Source organism: Planomicrobium sp. YIM 101495, from assembly GCF_009707665.1.
In the GTDB taxonomy this organism is placed as follows: domain Bacteria; phylum Bacillota; class Bacilli; order Bacillales_A; family Planococcaceae; genus Planococcus.
Map to the genome: position 1 here is coordinate 669,212 of NZ_WLZW01000001.1, position 18,782 is coordinate 687,993.

Consider the following 18,782-nt stretch of genomic DNA (forward strand, 5'->3'; position numbering starts at 1 on the left):
TGATGAGATACAATTTTCATTTCTCTCTACTGTTGGTGTTGAGGTAAATGCCTAGGCGGCTGACTGCGTAGGCCGCCGCTTTCGGATGATTTTGTGTGTACAAGTTATCGGGAGCGCATCAGTATGGATCCCTTCTTATCCAGCATCGCATTGCAACTAAAAATTGATGAGATATGACGAGATGCTCACGAGTCTCAATTGAATTTGAGATGACAAACTTCCTGAAATTGTCCGCCAATACCCGACACCTTCTGATAGAACGAGAAGAAGGCACCTTATGCTGGGATCATCCCAATCACTGAAATTCTATATAAACCACAATTCTCGAACGAGCTGAGCCAGAATGGAAGAGTGAACGTGCCGGAGTATTAGAGTGAATCCGAGACCCCACAGGTTGCGATAGCGACCGAGGAGGCTCGGGTTTGCTCCTCCAGCACGTGAAACTCTGGAATGGAGGTCAGCCGGACTCCGCATAAATCATTTCCAATCTTCCTCACGATAGAAGAAGCCGCTCCGACATGTTTCCACATCGGAGCGGCTTCTCTTTATTCATACCGGACGCGTAGTCCAGTCATTTTTGATTATGCGTAAGAGTGAAGGCCAGCGATGATCAAGTTGACAACTACGAAGTTGAACATGATGATTGCGAAGCCGACCACGCCAAGCCATGCCGCCCGTTCGCCGTTCCAGCCTTTACCGAGACGAAGATGTAGATACGCTGCATAGAAGAGCCACGTGATAAGTGCCCATACTTCTTTCGGGTCCCAGCCCCAGAAACGGGACCAGGCGATTTGTGCCCAGATCATCGCGAAGATCAACGCACCCAATGAGAACAATGGGAAGCCGATGATGATCGCGCGGTAACCGATTTCGTCCATCAGTTGCAGGTCGACGTTTTTCACTAACGGCTGCAGCAATTCTGCCAAACGTTTACGTGTGATGAGCCGGATTAGCAGGTAGAGGACCGTACCGAAAACGAACGACCAGAAGATCGTTGTCAATTTACCAGCATCGATGACTGGTGGCATTTCAACAAGTGGTGCCATTGTGCCTTCTGTCAATGAAACGTGTTCGTTCATTCCGAAGACCGGTGGCAAGTTGTAGACCATTTCTTGGTCCTTGCCGTCTTTGTCGACGTAAGTGAATTCCGCTTCGTAGTCCATCACGTTGAACGTTACACTCGCGATGATGAAACCGACAACGACAACCAATGCGTAGAGCATTGTTTCAAGCCAGAAACGTTTCTTCGATTTCGTTTTCATGTCGACGACTTTCAGCAAGTAAACGATTCCTGCTGCAGCACTCATCGACAAGATCCCTTCAGAAATAACCGTTGTTGATACGTGGATTGCTAGCCAGTGCGACTGCAATGCCGGGATCAACGGGCTGACTTCGCTTGGGAACATCGAAGCGAATGCGATTATCAGTAAAGCGACCGGCAAGACGACCATGCCGAGAACCGGTGTTTTGTAGATTGCGTACAGGATGACGAATCCACCGACGATCGTCAAGCCGAATGCCGTAGCGAACTCGAACAAGTTACTCAGGGGTGCGTGTCCTGTTGCACCCCATCTTGTGAAGAAATACCCTAAGTTTGCAGCAAAACCGATCAAGGTGATGATGAATGCCACTTTACTCCAACGTTGCTCGGATTTGAACGTGCGCTGTTTGTTTCCTTTGACTGCGCCCCCGAAGACAAATGTTGCGATTAAGTACGCGAAGAATGCAACGTACAGTAAATTCGAACTAATATCGGCTAAACTCATGACTTGTTGTCACCGTCCTTTTTCTCTTGATTCTCTAACTCTTCCTGCTGGTCCATGTAGGCTGGCAATGATGCATGTTCAGTCACTTGATCCAGGTCCTTCTTCAAGCCAAACCAGTTTTTGTTCGTATGTCCTGCTAGAATGACCGTGCCATCTGCTTGCTGCTGAATCCACAGCCGGCGGTGGTTGAAGTACATTCCCTGACAAACACCGATCATGAAGATCAATCCGCCGATGCCGAGTAGTGGCAAAGTGCGGTCTTTACGTACAGTCAATCCAGACACATCACGTGTTTCGACGTTTTGGAATGATAGCTTATGTGTATTGTCGCCGAACGGTTCGATTGTGTTCTGGATCAAGACGAAACTGATTTCGCCTTCAGGTGTATCGGGCGTGAACAGCTCGACCAAGAATCCTGGGTTGTTCGGGATCGGTGTTGCGGTTTGTGGCTCGCCGTCTACGAAGCCGGAGAAGTCCGGGTAGTAGCCCATCAATTCGACGCGTGCACCATTGCCAAGATCATATACTTCTTCCGGATTCGTCAGATCGATCGTCAATTCGCCGAACGATTCTTCCGTTTCCTTGTTCGTCAAAGCGAATGACATGGCTTTCAGTTCATCCAAGCGGAAGTCCATTTGGTAAACGGCATAGCCATCGAACTTGAGTGGTTCGTTCACGAGGATCGAATACTCTTTTTCCACTTCGATGTTATCGGTTGCGCCTGGTACGCTATCGTCAGTGTTCTTATAAAGAACGACATCCGATCGGTACGTTTTGACGACGTTTCCGACGCGGTCGATCGCTTGGCCGAAGACCTCTTCTTCTCCCTCACCCGTATATGTTTCCAGTATGAATTCTTTATTCTCTAAATAAAAGCCGGGTGCTTCAGGGATCGAGCGTGTTTCACCTTCACGCAGCCAAAGCATTTCATCGACGTAAAAGCCGGGAACCATGCGCAGCATGACGCCACCGAGGAAGATGATGAGTCCTAAATGGTTGACGTAAGGGCCCCATCTGGAGAACCTGCCTTTTTCGGCAAGCAAACCATTCTTGTCGAATGACACGTTGTATTTCAGTTGTTTCAGCTTTTCGCCTGCTTTTTCCAGACTGTCGTCAGCTGCCGCACCGTTCGCATAAATGCGCTGCTTCGACATGAAGCTCGGGTGGCGCAGGACGCGCTGATTTTTCAGCGAGCGGTAAAGCGGTACGACCCGGTCGATACTTGCGATGATCAGAGAAATCGCAAGCATGCCGACAAGGATGATGAACCAATAGGAATCATACAAGTCATGCAACCCGAGGAAGTAATACACATCACCGAAGATGCCGTAAACTTCACCATAATACTCTTTTAATCCTGCTTCGTCATTTTCGGCTACCGGTACGTACTGCTCCTGCGGCAAAATAGTGCCGAGCGCAGCTGCGACGAGCAGGATGACGATAAGTGAAACACCGATCTTGACGCTCGAGAAGAAGTTCCAGGTTTTGTCGATGATCGACTTGTTATAAGTCTGGGAGCGGCGTGCCGTCCCTTCATAGCGCATGTCGACCAGCTTTTCCTTTTGCCCCTCTTCCGTCAAAGAACGCCCGCAGGACTCACATAGAAGAGTACCTGCGGGGTTAATGTGTCCACATTTACATTGAACTTTTTCCATCAGAAAAACTCCTTATTCCGGGCTGATTTCTTCCAAATAGCCTGCAATGTCCTGTTCCGTCATCTCCCCAGTGACAATCCGTTGAATCTTGCCTTCCGGATTGACCAGAACAGTTGTCGGCAACGGTTTGATGCTGTAAGCTTCCATCACGCTTTTGTTCGAATCGATCGTTACAGGGAAGGACAAGTTAAAACGGTCGATGAATGATTGGACTTCAAAATTCGATTGAGCAATGTTGATGGCAAGGATTTGGATTCCTTGCTCCTTATACTCTTCATATTGACGGTCCATCGCCGGCATCTCACGGACACACGGCTCACACCAAGTCCCCCAGAAGTTCAAGAAGACGCCCTGCCCTTCGTAATCCGAAAGCTTATGGCTGTTCCCTTCCATATCCGTCAAGGTGAAGTCAGGTGCATTATCTCCAACTTTCATGACGCTTACATCGCCAGCAGTCGCACTATTGTAGATCGTATAGCCGATTGCTGCCACGAGAAGTGCCATGATCGCCGTCCGCATGATGGTCCTATTGCGTTTTTTGTTGCGTTTATTCGTATTCTTATCGTTGCCGCTCATGTTTATCCTCCTTCTGAGGGGGTGAATGCAAATAACATTATAACAAAGATCGAGCACCCTTAATCCCTTAGTTTTGAAGGGTTTGTGAACGTTAGCCGCGCTTGCCGGTCTCCGCGTGGACACGCAGGACTTTCACTTCGTGCGCTGTCAATTCCCGGTATTCGCCGGCATTCAAGCCGCGCAGGTCAAGGAAGGCAAACTGCTCCCGGCTCAACTTCTGGACCGGGTATCCGATCGCGTCGAACATTCGCCGCACTTGGCGGTTCCGTCCTTCATGGATCGTGATTTGGACGATCGCTTTGCTCTGTTTTTTCTCGGATGACAGCATTTTCACTTTTGCCGGTGCCGTCATGCCGTCTTCCAGTTTGATGCCGCGCTCGAGCTTCTGCAATTCCTCTCGCTTCGGGATGCCTTTCAAACGGGCCACGTATGTTTTCTCGATTTCGAATTTCGGGTGTGTAAGCATGTGTGCGAATTCCCCGTCATTGGTCATGAGGATCAAGCCGGACGTATCATAATCAAGACGTCCTACCGGATAGACACGCTGTTCGATGTGCTGGAAGTAATCAGCGACCACTTTACGGTTCTTGTCGTCAGACACAGCGGAAATGACGCCGCGCGGTTTGTAGAAGAGGTAATACACTTTCGTTTCTTTCTCCAATTGTACGCCTTCGACTTCGATCTTGTCATTTGCGGATACTTTTACGCCCAGTTCCTTGACGACTTCCCCGTTGACCCGGACTTTCCCGTCTTGGATCATCTGTTCAGCTTTTCTTCGCGAAGCGACGCCGGCGTGTGCCAGCACTTTCTGTAATCTCTCCATATAAGCACCTTCTCTTCTTTATTGGTCGTCCTCAAACTTTGACTGGTTCTTTTTTGAATGTTTCCTGCAGCTTGGTCATGAACAAATCTGTTTCCTGCTCTTCTTCATATGCCGCTTCCTGTGGCAACGGCGGTAGCTCTTTCAAGCTTTGGAGGCCGAAGTAGTCCAAGAATTCCTTTGTCGTGCCGTAAAGGATCGCGCGTCCCGTCCGTTCGGCGCGGCCCACTTCCTGCACAAGCGCTTTTGCACTTAATGTGTGCAGCGCCTTTTCACTTTTCACGCCGCGCAAATCCTCGATTTCGACACGGGTGATCGGCTGCTTGTATGCGATGATCGACAAGACTTCCAGGGAAGCCTGCGACAATGCTTGAGCTGTCGGGTTATCCGCAAGCTTCTGGACGGTGTCCGCCATCTCAGGACGCGTCACGAGCTGGTAGACACCCGCCAATTGCTTCAGCATGATGCCGCTGTCGTTCTGGTCGTATTTCCCTTCCAGCAGTCCGAGATGCCGTTTCAATTCCTGTTCGTCCGATTCAGTCAGGAAAGACAATTGCTTGATCGTCAATCCGTCATCACCGGCAACAAAAAGAAGTGCTTCGATTTTACTCGAAAGTGATGTCTTCATCTTCCCACTCATCCTTCCTTAATTCCACCATCAAATCCGTGAAATTACCTTTCTGTTCGACATGGATCACCTGTCGCTTCATCAATTCGAGAACCGATAAAAATGACACGACAAGCACCGAGCGTTCTATTGAATCGAAGAGTTCGGAAAAATTCGTTCGTCCATTCCGTTCCTTGAGCCTTCCGACAATCGATGTCATTTGGTCCTTGATCGAGATTTCCTGTCGCGCAATACGCGTCGATAGTGGAGACTTCAGCTGTTTCCGTCTCAAGAGTTTCTGGAATGCTGCGAGCATATCGTAAACATTAACGTCCATATCGTGTTCTTCAAAAGCTTCCAGCGGCTGGACCGCCGATAAATCCATCGGGGCTTTCGTGAAGATGGCCGCCCGCTCCGCCTCGAGCTCCTGCAGCCCGACAGCTGCCTGCTTGAATCGCTGGTATTCCACAAGCCGTGAAATCAGTTGTTCCCGCGGGTCTTCTTCCACATATTCATAATCGAATTCATCCTCTTCAGATTCATGCACCGGCAGCAACGTTTTGCTCTTGATTGCGAGTAGCGTAGCAGCCATTACGAGATATTCGCTCGCTTCATTCAATTCCAAAACTTGCATCGCGCGGATATGTTCCATATACTGTGAAGTGATTTCCGAAACCGGAATATCGTAAATATCGATTTCCAAACGCTGGATTAAATGCAATAATAAATCTAGAGGCCCTTCAAACGCCTCCACTTTCACTTCATAAGACATACCATTTCCACCTGACTTTAAAAAGATACTTAACATATTATAGTAGAAAGGGGTCCAAAATGCACCCGCTGCGCCATCCGCTCTTTATCCGTTTTATCATCCATTTCAATTATGAAGCAGATTATTTCGAATGCCATGAAGTCGGTGAAGATTACTGGAAGCAAATCGCCCCGAAAGATAAGACCCACCCATTGACTGGCTGGATCCAAGTGGCCGTCGGTATGTACCACTGGCGACGAAGCAATTATCCCGGTGCGCTCCGCTCCTTCATCCGGGCGAAGCCGAAGCTTACCGATGCCGGTGTCTGGACGGAAGGCTTCGATGCCGATTCTCTGATCGAACAAATCGGGACGGCGATCGAAGCCGTTACGAAACGCGAGGAGTTTCAACCCTTCAAGCTACCGCTCATCGGCGAGGAACTGACGAAGGAAGTCGAGACCACGCTATCCGCTTATACATTGACAGAAGACGATGTATATTACTTGATGCACAAACATCGACTTCGCGACCGCAGTTCCATCATCTCTTTGCGCGAACAAAACAAGCGGAAGAATTTCGATAAATTCTGAACACTTCATTCAAAAAGCGGGCTGCACAGGCAGCCCGCTTTTTTACGCTTTTTGATTAATCCGCAGCCACATGGCCGTCGTCGTCTTCAAATATTTTCTTCAGGAACGGCTCCGTCTCTACGGTCATTTTCATCCCCCGCTGTTGCATCATTTCCGTAATCTTGCGGACCATCTCATGTCCGACCCCCTCACCGCGGTGTGATGGGTTTACAGAAATATGATGCACGGTAAAAATGAACTCCTCGACTTCGATTCCGATCAGTCCCACAAAATCCTCATCTTTTTTCCATAAGAACAATTGCCATTCCGGCTCTTCTTCATAAATATGCATCGTCTGCTGCAATTTTTTCAAGTCACGCTCATTCGGCATGAATGATAGGAGCCCCATTGCGATTTTTTGGAATGATTTCTTATATCTTAATAACATAATCGAATCCCTCTTTTTCATCTGTTGCGGCTTTTTACATCCTACTATATTGCCTGCCATAACTCAAGAGTCATTCGGCTCATGAACCGATTACGTTATCCGCAAAAAAGATCCAGTAAACAAGTCCCCATCCTATCGCCATGACCAGGATGAATATAAATAATAAAATATTCTCTTTCTTCATTCTTGCAACTCCTTCTTGCCATATGACAGATCGTGGCTGATCAAATCTTCGAGCGATTCACGCCGGATCACAAGCTGGGCCCGGGCATCTTCCACAAAGACCACTGCCGGACGCGCGAGACGATTGTAATTGCTCGCCATCGAATAGCCGTATGCCCCTGTACAGAATACCGCCAGGATGTCGCCTGCCGTAACGGCCGGAAGTTGCGCCTCTTCGATCAATTTATCCCCCGACTCACAGCATTTCCCTGCGATCGTATACGTTTCGGATAGAGTTTCCTGTGCGCGGTTCGCAAGCACTGAGCTATACTTCGCACCATACAATGCGGGCCGGATGTTATCGGACATACCGCCGTCGACTGCCGCATAATTGCGGATGCCTGGCACTCGTTTCGTCGCACCGATCGTGTACAACGTCGTCCCTGCATCACCGATCAAAGAACGGCCTGGCTCGATCCAGATTTCCGGCACCGGATAGTTCGAATCTCCTGCGACAATTTTCACTGCCTCGATCATTTCCTTTACGTAGACAGATGGCTCGAGGGGCGTGTCTTCTTCAGTGTAACGGATGCCGAAGCCCCCCCCTAAGTTCAGAACTGAACACGTGTAACCATGCTTGTCATGCCACTCCGCCATTTTTCCGACCAACTTCTCTGCTGCTAAGCGGAACGCGGACGTTTCGAAAATCTGTGAGCCGATATGGCAATGAAGCCCGAGCACATTCAGCCGGTCTGCTTGCATCATTTGCAAGAACGCTCGATCCGCCTGGCCGTTCATCAAGTCGAAGCCGAATTTCGAGTCTTCCTGACCTGTCGTTATGTAATCATGTGTGTGCGCTTCGATTCCTGGTGTAACGCGCAGTAACACCGGAATCGTCCGGTCATACTCCTGTGCCAATTTCGTCAACTGTTGGATCTCGTAGAAATTGTCGACGACAATACAGCCGATCCCTTCTTCGAAAGCCATACGCAGCTCTGCATCACTCTTATTGTTGCCATGGAAGTGGATGCGTTCCCGCGGGAAGCCTGCCTGGATTGCTGTGTATAACTCTCCGCTCGATACAACATCCAGCGATAAGCCTTCCTGTGCTGCCACTTGATAGATCGCAATGCTCGAAAATGCCTTGCTCGCATAAGCGACTTGGTAGGAAACGTCTGCTTGCTTGAATGTTTCCTGGAATGCCCGCGCACGTTCGCGGAACAATTGGATATCATAAACAAATAAGGGCGTCCCGTATTCAGCAGCTAGTTGTGTCGCGTCCATCCCGCCGATTTCCAAGTGGCCGCTCCCGTTCACTTTTTGTGTGCCATAAAGGTGCATCGTTATCCTCCTCCATTTGCGCAAAGAAAAAAATCTTGCCGGAAAGGTCCGGCAAGATCGATCATTCAGTGATCAGCGCAGAAATCAATTCCTTCTTCTCGGTTGGTTGATTCGTGATTTCCATGCTATTATATATCATTTCCACACATTTCGCTATTGTCTCCGAATTGGCATGGACTGTTGCAATCGCTTCACCTGCGGCAATATGGTCCCCGACCTTCTTATGAAGGACGATGCCGACAGCAAGATCGATCTCGGAATCTTTCGTTGCACGCCCTGCTCCCAGAAGCATAGCAGCCGTCCCGATATCGTCCGCTTCCATATGCGCGATGTAGCCTTCTTCGCGTGATAGGACCGGTGTTACGAATTCCGCTTGCGGAAGCAACGTCAAGTCGTCTGCAACAGCCGCGTTCCCCCCTTGGCTTGCAATGAACTCCTTGAACACTTCCAGCGCTTTGCCACTTGAGATCGCCTCTTCAAGCATTCCACGTGCTTCCTCAAGTGTCTCAGCGCCGCCTCCGACAACGACCATCTGGCTGCCAAGCACCAGGCAAAGCTCCGTCAAATCTTCCGGGCCATTCCCTTGAAGCGTTTCAATCGCTTCTTTCACTTCAAGTGCGTTCCCGATTGCAAAGCCGAGTGGCTGGCTCATATCGGAAATGATTGCCATCGTCTTACGTCCGACTGCATTCCCGATGTTGACCATCGCTTTTGCAAGCTCTACCGCGTCTTCGTGCGTCTTCATGAACGCACCTTCCCCGGTTTTCACATCAAGAACGATTGCGTCAGCGCCTGAAGCGATTTTCTTGCTCATGATCGACGATGCGATCAATGGGATACTGTTGACTGTTGCTGTCACGTCACGAAGTGCGTACAATTTCTTATCCGCTGGCGTCAAGTTCCCGCTTTGGCCGACGACTGCCACTTTCAGATCGTTCACTTGTTTGATGAAGTCTTCCGTCGACAATTCCACGTGGAAGCCTTCAATCGCTTCAAGTTTGTCGATTGTACCGCCCGTGTGGCCAAGGCCACGTCCGCTCATTTTCGCAACCGGCACGCCGCAAGCAGCCACAAGTGGCCCAAGAACAAGCGTTGTTGTATCGCCCACGCCGCCAGTGGAGTGCTTGTCGACTTTCAACCCTTCAATTGCAGACAAGTCGATCTGGTCGCCTGAAGCCGCCATTGCCAGCGTCAAGTCAGCACGTTCGCGCTCTGTCATGTTCTTGAAGTAAATCGCCATCAAAAATGCGCTCATTTGGTAATCTTCGATGTCCCCAGCTGTATAGCCGTTGATGATGAATTGGATTTCTTCGGTCGACAATTCGATACCGTCCCGTTTTTTCTCGATCAAATCTACCATTCTCATAAGTTGCATCCACCTTTATTGGTTTAGTTTGGATAAGAAGCTCGTACCGAATTCCGGAAGTTTCGCGCCGAAGTTGTCTGCAATCGTTGCACCAACATCAGCGAATGTCTCTCCTAGGCCAAGTTCATTCCCGACTGTCAGACGCGGTGTGTATGCAAGTAACGGCACAAATTCACGCGTGTGGTCCGTCCCGTAAAACGTCGGGTCGTTGCCGTGGTCTGCTGTGATGATCAACAAATCATCCGCATCCATCTGTTCGATCAATTCCGGAAGACGGCGGTCGAATGCTTCAAGCGCCTGTCCGTACCCTTGTGGATCGCGGCGATGACCGTATAGCGCATCAAAATCGACGAGGTTCAAGAAGCTCAGGCCGTTGAATGGTTTCTTCGCGACTTCGATGATCTTGTCCATCCCGTCCATGTTGTCTTTTGTGCGGACCGCTTCCGTCACCCCTGCACCGTTGTAAATGTCGTCGATCTTGCCGATCGCGATGACGTCTTTCCCGATGTCTTTCAGCTCGTTCATGACTGTGCGGCTGAATGGTGCAAGCGCATAGTCATGGCGGTTCGATGTACGCTGGAAGTTGCCTTGCCCGCCGACGAACGGACGTGCGATGACACGTCCTACCAGGAATTCCGGTGACAGCGTCAATTCACGTGCCGCTTCACAAATTGCGTATAGCTCCTCAAGCGGTACAACTTCTTCGTGTGCTGCAATTTGCAGGACAGGATCCGCTGAAGTATAAACGATGATCGCGCCTGTATCGATATGCTCCTGTCCAAGTTCATCCAAGATCGCTGTGCCACTTGCCGGTTTGTTGCCGATCACTTTGCGCCCGATTTTCGCCTCGAGCTGCTCGATCAATTCTTGCGGGAAGCCTTCCGGATACACTTTGAACGGTGTATCGATGTTCAAGCCCATGATCTCCCAGTGTCCGGTCATCGTATCTTTGCCGACAGATGCTTCCTGGAGCTTGCCGAAAGAAGCTGCCGGTTCTGTGGCCGCTTCGATCCCTTTGACCGGCTTGATATTGCCTAGCCCCATCTTCTCCATGTTCGGCATATATAAACCGCCCACCGCGTCCGCGATGTGGCCTAGTGTATCAGATCCTTTGTCTCCGAAGGCATCTGCATCCGGTGCTTCTCCGATTCCGACTGAATCAAGGACGATCAGATGGATCCGGTTATACGGTTTCATTGTCATTATAATTCCTCCTTGTCTACGCTTACATTTTATCACAGATGATGCTCTCGTCGGAAGTCAGACTTCCTTCATGCTCTTGGATGAAATTGTGAATAGACTTCTTTCAGTCGCGTTTTGCTAACGTGTGTGTAGATCTGTGTCGTTGAAATATCGGCATGCCCAAGCATTTCCTGGACTGCACGCAAGTCCGCACCGTTCTCGACCAAATGTGTGGCAAAAGAGTGACGAAGTGTATGCGGTGTCAGCTCTTTCTGAATTCCGGCCTTTTGTGCATGCTGCTTCAGCAATTTCCAAAAACCTTGCCTTGTTAACCGTTTTCCCCTTTGATTGAGGAATAATGCATTTGTCGGTTGAGTATTTTTCGCGAATTCGCCGCGCGCTTCCCCGAGATATGTCTGACAAGCCCCGAGCGCTGACTGGCCGAGTGGCAAAATCCGTTCTTTCCCACCTTTCCCAAAACATCTGACAAACCCCATCGTCAAGTTGATGTCTTCTGCATCCAGCTGCAAGCATTCACTGATGCGCATGCCGCTGCCGTAAAGGAGTTCGAGCATTGCGCGGTCCCTGACGCCATTCGGCTTCGAAGTATCCGGGCTTTCGATCAGCGCATCCACTTCCTCGATCGACAAGACGTTTGGCAATTTCTTCTCCATTTGCGGCATCTCAAGATGAATCGTCGGATCGCCTTCCACGATGCGCTCCCTGACGAGGAACTGGTGGAATGAGCGGATCGAGGAAATATGGCGCGCAATCGTCCGTGATGCATGTGTCTGTTCCTTCAAATGCCTCAAATGATTCAAGATATGTACACGTTCCACTTCGTTCAGCGACTTCAACTGTTCGACCTGCTCGATGTAGCTCAAGTAACTCTTCAAATCACGTTCATAAGAACTCAATGTATTATCAGCCAATTGGCGCTCAATCCGTAAAAAATGGAGATAATCAGCAAGTGCATCTTTTGCCTTTTCCACCGTCCTGCCCCCTTCGTCGTTCTACTTCTAGAATATTTCGCTCTGGAACCAAAAAGAAGGACGCCCGCGGGTCATCCTTCTTTTTCACTCTTCTACGCTTCCGCGATCATTACAGCGCCAGCAAATGCCATGGAACGTCAGGCGGTGGTCCTTCACAAGGAAGTTCCATCGTTTCTCGACGACCTGTTCGACATCTTCCAGCAAGTCTTCCTGAATCTCATCCACTGCTCCGCACTCTATGCAAACTAGATGGTGATGGAAATGCGCAGCACCTTCTTGGCGCAGATCATAGCGGGCGACTCCATCGCCAAAGTTGATTTTATCGACAATCTTCAGTTCGGTCAGCAATTCCAATGTCCGGTAGACAGTCGCTAATCCGATTTCAGGTGCTTTATCTTTCACGAGCAGAAAAACATCCTCTGCACTTAAATGGTCTTCTTCATGTTCCAATAGTACACGTACAGTCGCTTCACGCTGTGGCGTCAATTTGAAACTCGCAGCGTGGAGTTGCTTTTTTATTCGATCGATTCTGGTTTCCATGTGACGCCCTCCCTCAAACTGCCTCTATTATAGCAAAAGAGCGTTCTCATTTACAATAGAAAGAGCGCCTTCAGATAATAATGATTATTAATTAATAATTTGTTTTATTATCATTAACTTGTTGTCATTTTTGCCCATAGAACAGCAAACGCTGTTTTGGCATCGTAAATCCGCTCGTCTTTCATCATTTCTTCCGCTTCCTCAATCGTCACTTCCATCAATTCCACGAATTCATCTTCGTCCAGCAATGCTGGTTGCTCGACTCGTTCGAGACCGGTCGCTTCATATAAATGGATGATTTCGTCCGCGAACCCCGGTGAAGTCGAGAAGGTCTGAATGTGCTTCCAGTCAGCTGCACGGTAGCCCGTCTCTTCTTCGAGTTCCCGTTTCGCTGTCGTTTCCGGCGCTTCGCCCGGCTCCAGCTTGCCTGCCGGGATTTCGATGATTGACCGCTCCAGTGCTTTCCGGAATTGCTCGACCATGATTAGCTTCCCTTCATCCGTCAGCGCAATGACTGCGACGGCACCAGGATGCTCGATCAGTTCGCGCTTCCCTTGCTTGCCGTTCGGCAGTTCGACGTCGTCTACTTTCAAATTGATGATTTTTCCTTCATAAAGTCTTTCGGAATGGATTGTGCGTTCTTCAAATTTTTTCATGATGGTCCTCATTTCGTTTGTGGATTGTCTACCAAAAAGTATACCATAGAAGAAACAGATGGATGGAGGTGCTTGATCTTGAAGAACAACCGATTAGGCAAGAGTGAGTTGGAAGTAAGTGAGATCGGACTCGGCTGCATGTCGTTGCCGAACGATCTTGAAGTGGCGAAATCAATCATAGACGAAGCATTCGATCACGGCATCCGCTTTTTCGACACTGCCGACTTTTATGGCAAAGGCGAGAACGAGCAATTGGTCGGAGCTGCACTGAAAGCAAGACGACAAGATGTCATTCTCGCGACAAAAGTCGGGAATGAATGGCAAGCCGATTCCGACGAAGTGAGCTGGAACGCGACGAAGGAATACATCACCGAGCAAGTGCATAACAGTCTGCACCGCCTCGGCACCGACTACATCGACTTGTATCAGCTGCACGGAGGGATGATCACTGACGATACAGAAGAAACGATCGATGCCTTCGAGACACTCAAAAAAGAAGGGCTGATCCGTGCTTACGGGATTTCCTCGATCCGTCCGAACGTCATCCGCCGCTTCCTCGACCAGGCGGACTTGGCATCCATCATGATGCAGTACAGCCTCCTTGACCGCCGCCCGGAAGAATTCCTCGGGCAAATTGAGGATGCAGGCGTCTCCGTCATCACACGCGGCAGTCTCGCACAAGGCTTATTAACGAATTCCGGACTGAGCCGTGCGGAAACGAAAGGCAACTATATGAGCTACGAAAAAGAACAATTGGCGAAAACCATCTCCGACTTGACGGACGTCCACGGAGACTTGCATGCACTGGCGCTCCATAGCGTGCTCCACAATCCGGCAGTGGCATCCGCCATTACAGGTGCAAGCTCACAGACGCAGCTGCAAGACACGCTGCGTGCTTATCACGAGCAAATACCGGAGGAAACGATTCAAGATGCATTCCAGCAAGTGAAACAGGAGAACTATACACAGCACCGCGAATGATCATAAGCAAACAGCCCGGGAGAATTACTTCCCGGGCTGTTTTTTAATGCGCATGAGGATGGTCTGTTTGTGATCGAGTCCCTTGGCACAACATCGACTCGACGTGCGGATGGTCTTTTCCTTCTAATTGCAGTGTGACATGTCCGATCCGCTTCGCTCCGAGCTTCTTCTCAACGTCCCGCAGCAGCTGCTGGCTTTCCGTGAACGTGATGCCGTCTTCGATGACGACGTGCCCGGATAACGCATGGTCTCCGCTCGTGATGCTCCATACATGCAAATCGTGCACTCCGCATACTCCCGGAACCGCAATAATCACGTCTACTATTTCATCAAGGTCGATATTTTTCGGCGTTCCTTCCATTAAGATATGGACCGCTTCTTTCGTGACACGCCAGCCGCTGATCAAGATCAACACCGCAACGATAACGCTGGCGAGTGGATCCGCCCACATCCAGCCGAACGCAAAGATGAGGATCGCCGCTGCAATCGCTCCAACCGAGCCGAGCAAATCACCAAGCACATGCAGGAAAGCTGCACGCATGTTCAAGTTGTCTTTCGTATCGCCGCCGCGCATCAAGATCCAAGCAACCAGCACATTGACGAGAAAGCCGATGACCGCAATGATAAGCATGCCGCCGGAAGCAATCGCTTCGGGTGACGTGAAACGGTGGAACGCTTCATAGAAAATATACAGGCTGACGAGCACGAGCGTCACACCGTTGAAGACCGCCGCCAAAATTTCGAACCGTTTGTAGCCGTACGTTTTCATCCGGTCCGCTGCCCGTTCCCCGAACGTGAAGGCGAGGACACCGATCAATAACGAAATGGAATCGCTGAGCATATGTCCCGCATCCGCAATGAGCGCTAAACTATTCGTCAGCCAGCCACCGACCGCTTCGAAGATCATGAAGACAGTCGTGATGGCGAATGCGATCCATAACGTTTTTTTATTGTTGCCATGTGTATGGTCGTGATCATGAAGATGTCCCATGGAATTCCCCCGCTTTTGATTTTTACTTATCCTATCATATTTCAAAAAACAAGGTGCTTCTATTCTGCTTCTTGGCTTTATCGCTAGCTCAACCGTCTGGCATTATAATCCTTCAGTCTTTTTTCGCAATACGTATTGAATCAATCGGCTGTTCTCCCCCAGGTATTCTTCATAACCTTCCTTTCCTACCTCTTCAAAGCCAAGTTGCCAAAGCATTTTTCTTGAACGCAAATTGGTTTCATGAGTTTCAGCGCTGAAATTGGATATCCCCAAAACATCTGCACCATAGGCCATCATACTCTTTGCGGATTGAGTCCCTAGCCCTCTTCCCCATAAAGCAGATTCTCCGATTGCAATGCCAAATTCTGCAGAGCCATCTCGAATGCAGGCGAGATCTGCATAGCCGATCAAGCGATTTTCATATTCAATTCCCATCCTGCAAAAATCAGGCTTTGTATCCTTTACACAATATGTCCACCATTTATGCAATTCAGTAGCTTCCCTATCTTTTTCCCACCCGTTCGCTTCACAAAACAGTTCATCTTAACTCCACCTTTTGACTGTCTGATAATCTTCTATTGATAACTTCCTTATTTTCATGTGTTCTGAATGTACCAAATCTTTCCTTCCCCTCCGTCACAACCTTATTGTTCTCTAATTATACTTTAAATTTCCTCTAAAATACAAAAATGTCCCAGGAGCCAAGATGATGGCTTCTAGGACAAGATTCGGTCGATTCGGTTCAGTAAACTTTATCACCATTGAAAATCGAGTTTTTCACGATGACGTAATCAACGTTGCGGATTGCGCTTAATTTGTCGCCACCTGCGTATGAGATCGATGACTGAAGATCTTGTTCCATCTCTGTCAACGTATCTTTTAAAGCACCGCGGTATTCCACGAACATTTTTTTGCCTTCGACGTTCTTCTTCTCACCTTTTTGGAATTCCGAAGCCGAACCGAAGTACTCTTTGTACATTTTTCCGTCTTTTTCGACCGTCTGGCCAGGAGATTCTTCGTGTCCTGCGAACAGTGACCCGATCATGACCATTGATGCCCCGAAACGGACAGATTTTGCGATATCGCCGTGCGTCCGGATGCCGCCGTCAGCAATGATCGGCTTGCTTGCTGCTTTAGCACACCAGCGAAGTGCTGCCAACTGCCAGCCGCCTGTGCCGAAGCCTGTTTTGATTTTCGTGATGCACACTTTCCCTGGTCCGATGCCGACTTTCGTTGCATCCGCACCAGCATGTTCCAATTCACGGACCGCTTCAGGCGTTCCGACGTTCCCAGCGATGACGAAGCTAGCCGGGATGCGTTCTTTGATGAACTGGATCATCTTGATGACCGAGTTCGAGTGGCCGTGTGCGACATCGATCGTGATATATTCCGGAACTAATCCTTGTTCGACCATTTCTTCAACGAATGTATATTCCTCAGGCTTGATGCCCACGCTGATGGAAGCGTACAGGCCTCTGCCTTGCATATCTTTAATGAAATCGATGCGCTTTCCAGGTTCGAAACGGTGCATGATATAGAAATAATTATTTTCAGCCATTTTAATGGCAATAGTTTCATCGATAATCGTCTGCATGTTTGCTGGTACGACAGGCAATCGGAATGTGCGTCCTCCGAACTCTACAGATGTGTCACACTGTGAACGGCTGTCGACGATCGCTTTTGCAGGTACTAGTTGAATATCTTCATAATCAAATACGTTATCCATTGATGTCACTCCTAAAATACGAATATTATATAGATACGGACTCGTTATCGTTCGTCCATATGACACTTTACTGCATTCTAATATAGATGTCAAAGGGAAATATCATTAATTCACGTTTATTTTTCAATTTACGAAAAAATCCGCAACCTTTTTTAAGGCTGCGGATCCATCATTAAAACTTATTCCCTTTGTCGCCATACCGTTCAAGCAATTCCCCGAACGACATGTTCTTTTCCCGTTGCTTCCGTTCGAATACACGCTGGGCTTCTTTCTCTTCTTCCTGCTTGCGCTCTTCTTGCTGAAGCTCTTTTTTTGTTTCTTTCAGCTTCGCCAGCATTTCATCCGAGAACAAACCATTCGGCTCCTCTTTCGGAGACTGTTTTTTCTGTTTTGCCATTGCGTTCGCTCCTTATGGACGTTTTACGATTGTAGCAACACCTTGTCCGCCACCGATGCAAAGCGTTGCAAGACCGGTCTTCGCATCACGGCGCTGCATTTCGTGAAGCAATGTCACGAAAATACGTGCACCACTCGCGCCGATCGGGTGTCCGATTGCAATCGCGCCACCATTGACGTTCAAACGTTCTTGGTCGAATTTCAATTCGCGGTCAACCGCGATGGATTGTGCTGCAAACGCTTCGTTCGCTTCGATCAAATCGATTTGACCAAGCTCCATGTCTGCGCGCTTCAATGCATTCTTGACAGCTTGAACCGGTCCAATCCCCATGACTTCCGGCGCTACACCCGCACTGCCATTTGCAGCGATCACCGCTAGTGGCTTGATGCCAAGCTCATCCGCTTTTTCTTTCGACATGACTACGACTGCAGCTGCACCATCATTGATTCCCGATGCGTTACCTGCTGTTACGCTACCATCTTTTTTGAATGCCGGACGGAGTTTCCCGAGTTTCTCTTCCGTAGATGAAGCTTTGATGTACTCATCTTGATCGAAGATGATCGGATCGCCTTTACGCTGCGGAATTTCCACTGCGACGATTTCTTCCGTGAACTTGCCGGATGCTTGTGCTTCTGCTGCACGTTGCTGTGAACGCGCTGCGAATGCATCCTGCTCTTCACGCGAGATTTCGTAACGGTCACACAAGTTTTCCGCTGTGATTCCCATATGGTAATCGTTGAACGCACAAGTCAATCCGTCTGCGACCATGCTGTCGACGACTTTCTGGTCTCCCATACGGTAGCCTTCACGCGCTTTCGGCATCAAGTATGGTGCCTGGCTCATGTTTTCCATTCCGCCTGCTACGACGATATCTGCATCCCCCGCATAAATCGCTTGATAAGCAAGATGGATCGCTTTGAGACCCGAGCCACATACTTTATTAATCGTCATGGAAGGAACCGTTTCCGGCAATCCTGCTTTCATCGCTGATTGACGTGCAGGGTTTTGGCCAAGACCTGCTTGTAAGACGTTCCCCATGATGACTTCCGATACAGCTTCCGGCTTGACGCCTGCACGCTCGATTGCTTGCTTGATGACGATTGCTCCCAATTCCGTTGCCGGTACATCTTTCAGTGAACCCATGAATGATCCGACTCCGGTTCTGACAGCGCTCACAATTACGATTTCCTTCGACATTTCATTTCCCCCTTGTTTATAAAACCATTTGCTTGTTGCTCCACCCTATCGATACAATA

20 protein-coding genes are annotated in these 18,782 nt (G+C 49.2%); 2 read left to right on the forward strand and 18 right to left on the reverse strand.

The window, feature by feature from the left end:
* Nucleotides 1-581 precede the first annotated feature (581 nt).
* From ccsB to GIW82_RS03425, 6 genes are all read right to left on the reverse strand, one after another.
* A complete protein-coding gene (gene ccsB, locus GIW82_RS03400; protein ID WP_154748489.1) occupies nt 582-1,766 on the reverse strand; it encodes a c-type cytochrome biogenesis protein CcsB in 1,185 nt (394 codons plus the stop codon).
* A complete protein-coding gene (resB, locus tag GIW82_RS03405; RefSeq protein WP_154748490.1) occupies nt 1,763-3,421 on the reverse strand; it encodes a cytochrome c biogenesis protein ResB in 1,659 nt (552 codons plus the stop codon). The genes ccsB and resB overlap by 4 nt, the downstream gene beginning before the upstream one ends.
* Nucleotides 3,422-3,433: 12 nt before the next feature.
* Nucleotides 3,434-3,997, reverse strand: coding sequence for a thiol-disulfide oxidoreductase ResA (gene resA, locus GIW82_RS03410; protein ID WP_154748491.1), 564 nt, complete (start codon nt 3,995-3,997; stop codon nt 3,434-3,436).
* 91 nt (nt 3,998-4,088) lie between these two features.
* Nucleotides 4,089-4,820 (reverse strand): pseudouridine synthase, encoded by a 732-nt coding sequence (locus GIW82_RS03415; RefSeq protein ID WP_154748492.1) that lies wholly within the window; start codon nt 4,818-4,820, stop codon nt 4,089-4,091.
* Nucleotides 4,821-4,851: 31 nt separating this feature from the next.
* Nucleotides 4,852-5,445: an SMC-Scp complex subunit ScpB gene (scpB, locus tag GIW82_RS03420; RefSeq protein ID WP_154748493.1), complete on the reverse strand. Its 594-nt coding sequence runs from the start codon at nt 5,443-5,445 to the stop codon at nt 4,852-4,854.
* Nucleotides 5,423-6,196 (reverse strand): segregation/condensation protein A, encoded by a 774-nt coding sequence (locus GIW82_RS03425; RefSeq protein WP_154748494.1) that lies wholly within the window; start codon nt 6,194-6,196, stop codon nt 5,423-5,425. Before GIW82_RS03425 ends, scpB begins: the two co-directional genes overlap by 23 nt.
* A gap of 59 nt (nt 6,197-6,255) precedes the next feature.
* Here GIW82_RS03425 and GIW82_RS03430 point away from each other — a divergent pair, with 59 nt between their 5' ends.
* Nucleotides 6,256-6,765 carry a DUF309 domain-containing protein gene (locus GIW82_RS03430; protein ID WP_154748495.1) on the forward strand — a complete coding sequence of 170 codons (510 nt, stop codon included), beginning with the start codon at nt 6,256-6,258 and terminating at the stop codon, nt 6,763-6,765.
* A 55-nt stretch (nt 6,766-6,820) separates the two neighbouring features.
* On the opposite strand, the gene GIW82_RS03435 is transcribed toward GIW82_RS03430, so the two are convergent.
* From GIW82_RS03435 to GIW82_RS03465, 7 genes are all read right to left on the reverse strand, one after another.
* Nucleotides 6,821-7,192 carry a GNAT family N-acetyltransferase gene (locus GIW82_RS03435; RefSeq protein ID WP_154748496.1) on the reverse strand — a complete coding sequence of 124 codons (372 nt, stop codon included), beginning with the start codon at nt 7,190-7,192 and terminating at the stop codon, nt 6,821-6,823.
* 180 nt (nt 7,193-7,372) lie between these two features.
* On the reverse strand, nt 7,373-8,695 hold the full coding sequence (lysA, locus tag GIW82_RS03440) for a diaminopimelate decarboxylase (RefSeq protein WP_154748497.1): 1,323 nt from the start codon (nt 8,693-8,695) through the stop codon (nt 7,373-7,375).
* Nucleotides 8,696-8,756: 61 nt separating this feature from the next.
* Entirely contained in the window at nt 8,757-10,061 is a 1,305-nt protein-coding gene (locus GIW82_RS03445; RefSeq protein WP_154748498.1) for a pyrimidine-nucleoside phosphorylase, read from the reverse strand.
* Between the two features lie 15 nt (nt 10,062-10,076).
* A complete protein-coding gene (gene deoB / locus GIW82_RS03450; RefSeq protein ID WP_154749585.1) occupies nt 10,077-11,258 on the reverse strand; it encodes a phosphopentomutase in 1,182 nt (393 codons plus the stop codon).
* A gap of 74 nt (nt 11,259-11,332) precedes the next feature.
* Nucleotides 11,333-12,235, reverse strand: a complete 903-nt coding sequence (gene xerD, locus GIW82_RS03455; RefSeq protein WP_370455987.1) for a site-specific tyrosine recombinase XerD — start codon at nt 12,233-12,235, stop codon at nt 11,333-11,335.
* Between the two features lie 84 nt (nt 12,236-12,319).
* Complete coding sequence (fur, locus tag GIW82_RS03460; protein ID WP_154748499.1) at nt 12,320-12,775, reverse strand: ferric iron uptake transcriptional regulator; 456 nt, start codon at nt 12,773-12,775, stop codon at nt 12,320-12,322.
* A gap of 113 nt (nt 12,776-12,888) precedes the next feature.
* Nucleotides 12,889-13,431 carry an NUDIX domain-containing protein gene (locus tag GIW82_RS03465; RefSeq protein WP_154748500.1) on the reverse strand — a complete coding sequence of 181 codons (543 nt, stop codon included), beginning with the start codon at nt 13,429-13,431 and terminating at the stop codon, nt 12,889-12,891.
* Between the two features lie 78 nt (nt 13,432-13,509).
* On the opposite strand from GIW82_RS03465, the gene GIW82_RS03470 reads away from it, so the two are divergent.
* Complete coding sequence (locus GIW82_RS03470; RefSeq protein WP_154748501.1) at nt 13,510-14,412, forward strand: aldo/keto reductase; 903 nt, start codon at nt 13,510-13,512, stop codon at nt 14,410-14,412.
* A gap of 43 nt (nt 14,413-14,455) precedes the next feature.
* Here GIW82_RS03470 and GIW82_RS03475 read toward each other — a convergent pair whose 3' ends face one another.
* The 5 genes from GIW82_RS03475 to GIW82_RS03495 all read right to left on the reverse strand — a co-directional run bounded on the left by GIW82_RS03475 (nt 14,456) and on the right by GIW82_RS03495 (nt 18,723).
* Nucleotides 14,456-15,403, reverse strand: coding sequence for a cation diffusion facilitator family transporter (locus GIW82_RS03475; RefSeq protein WP_154748502.1), 948 nt, complete (start codon nt 15,401-15,403; stop codon nt 14,456-14,458).
* Between the two features lie 102 nt (nt 15,404-15,505).
* A complete protein-coding gene (locus tag GIW82_RS03480) occupies nt 15,506-15,940 on the reverse strand; it encodes a GNAT family N-acetyltransferase (protein WP_255475146.1) in 435 nt (144 codons plus the stop codon).
* 205 nt (nt 15,941-16,145) lie between these two features.
* Nucleotides 16,146-17,129, reverse strand: a complete 984-nt coding sequence (gene guaC, locus GIW82_RS03485) for a GMP reductase (protein WP_154748503.1) — start codon at nt 17,127-17,129, stop codon at nt 16,146-16,148.
* A gap of 172 nt (nt 17,130-17,301) precedes the next feature.
* The gene (locus GIW82_RS03490; protein WP_154748504.1) at nt 17,302-17,526 is read right to left on the reverse strand and encodes a DUF3886 domain-containing protein; all 225 of its coding nucleotides are present in this window, start codon (nt 17,524-17,526) and stop codon (nt 17,302-17,304) included.
* Between the two features lie 12 nt (nt 17,527-17,538).
* A complete protein-coding gene (locus tag GIW82_RS03495) occupies nt 17,539-18,723 on the reverse strand; it encodes an acetyl-CoA C-acetyltransferase (RefSeq protein ID WP_154748505.1) in 1,185 nt (394 codons plus the stop codon).
* Between the last annotated feature and the right edge of the window lie 59 nt (nt 18,724-18,782).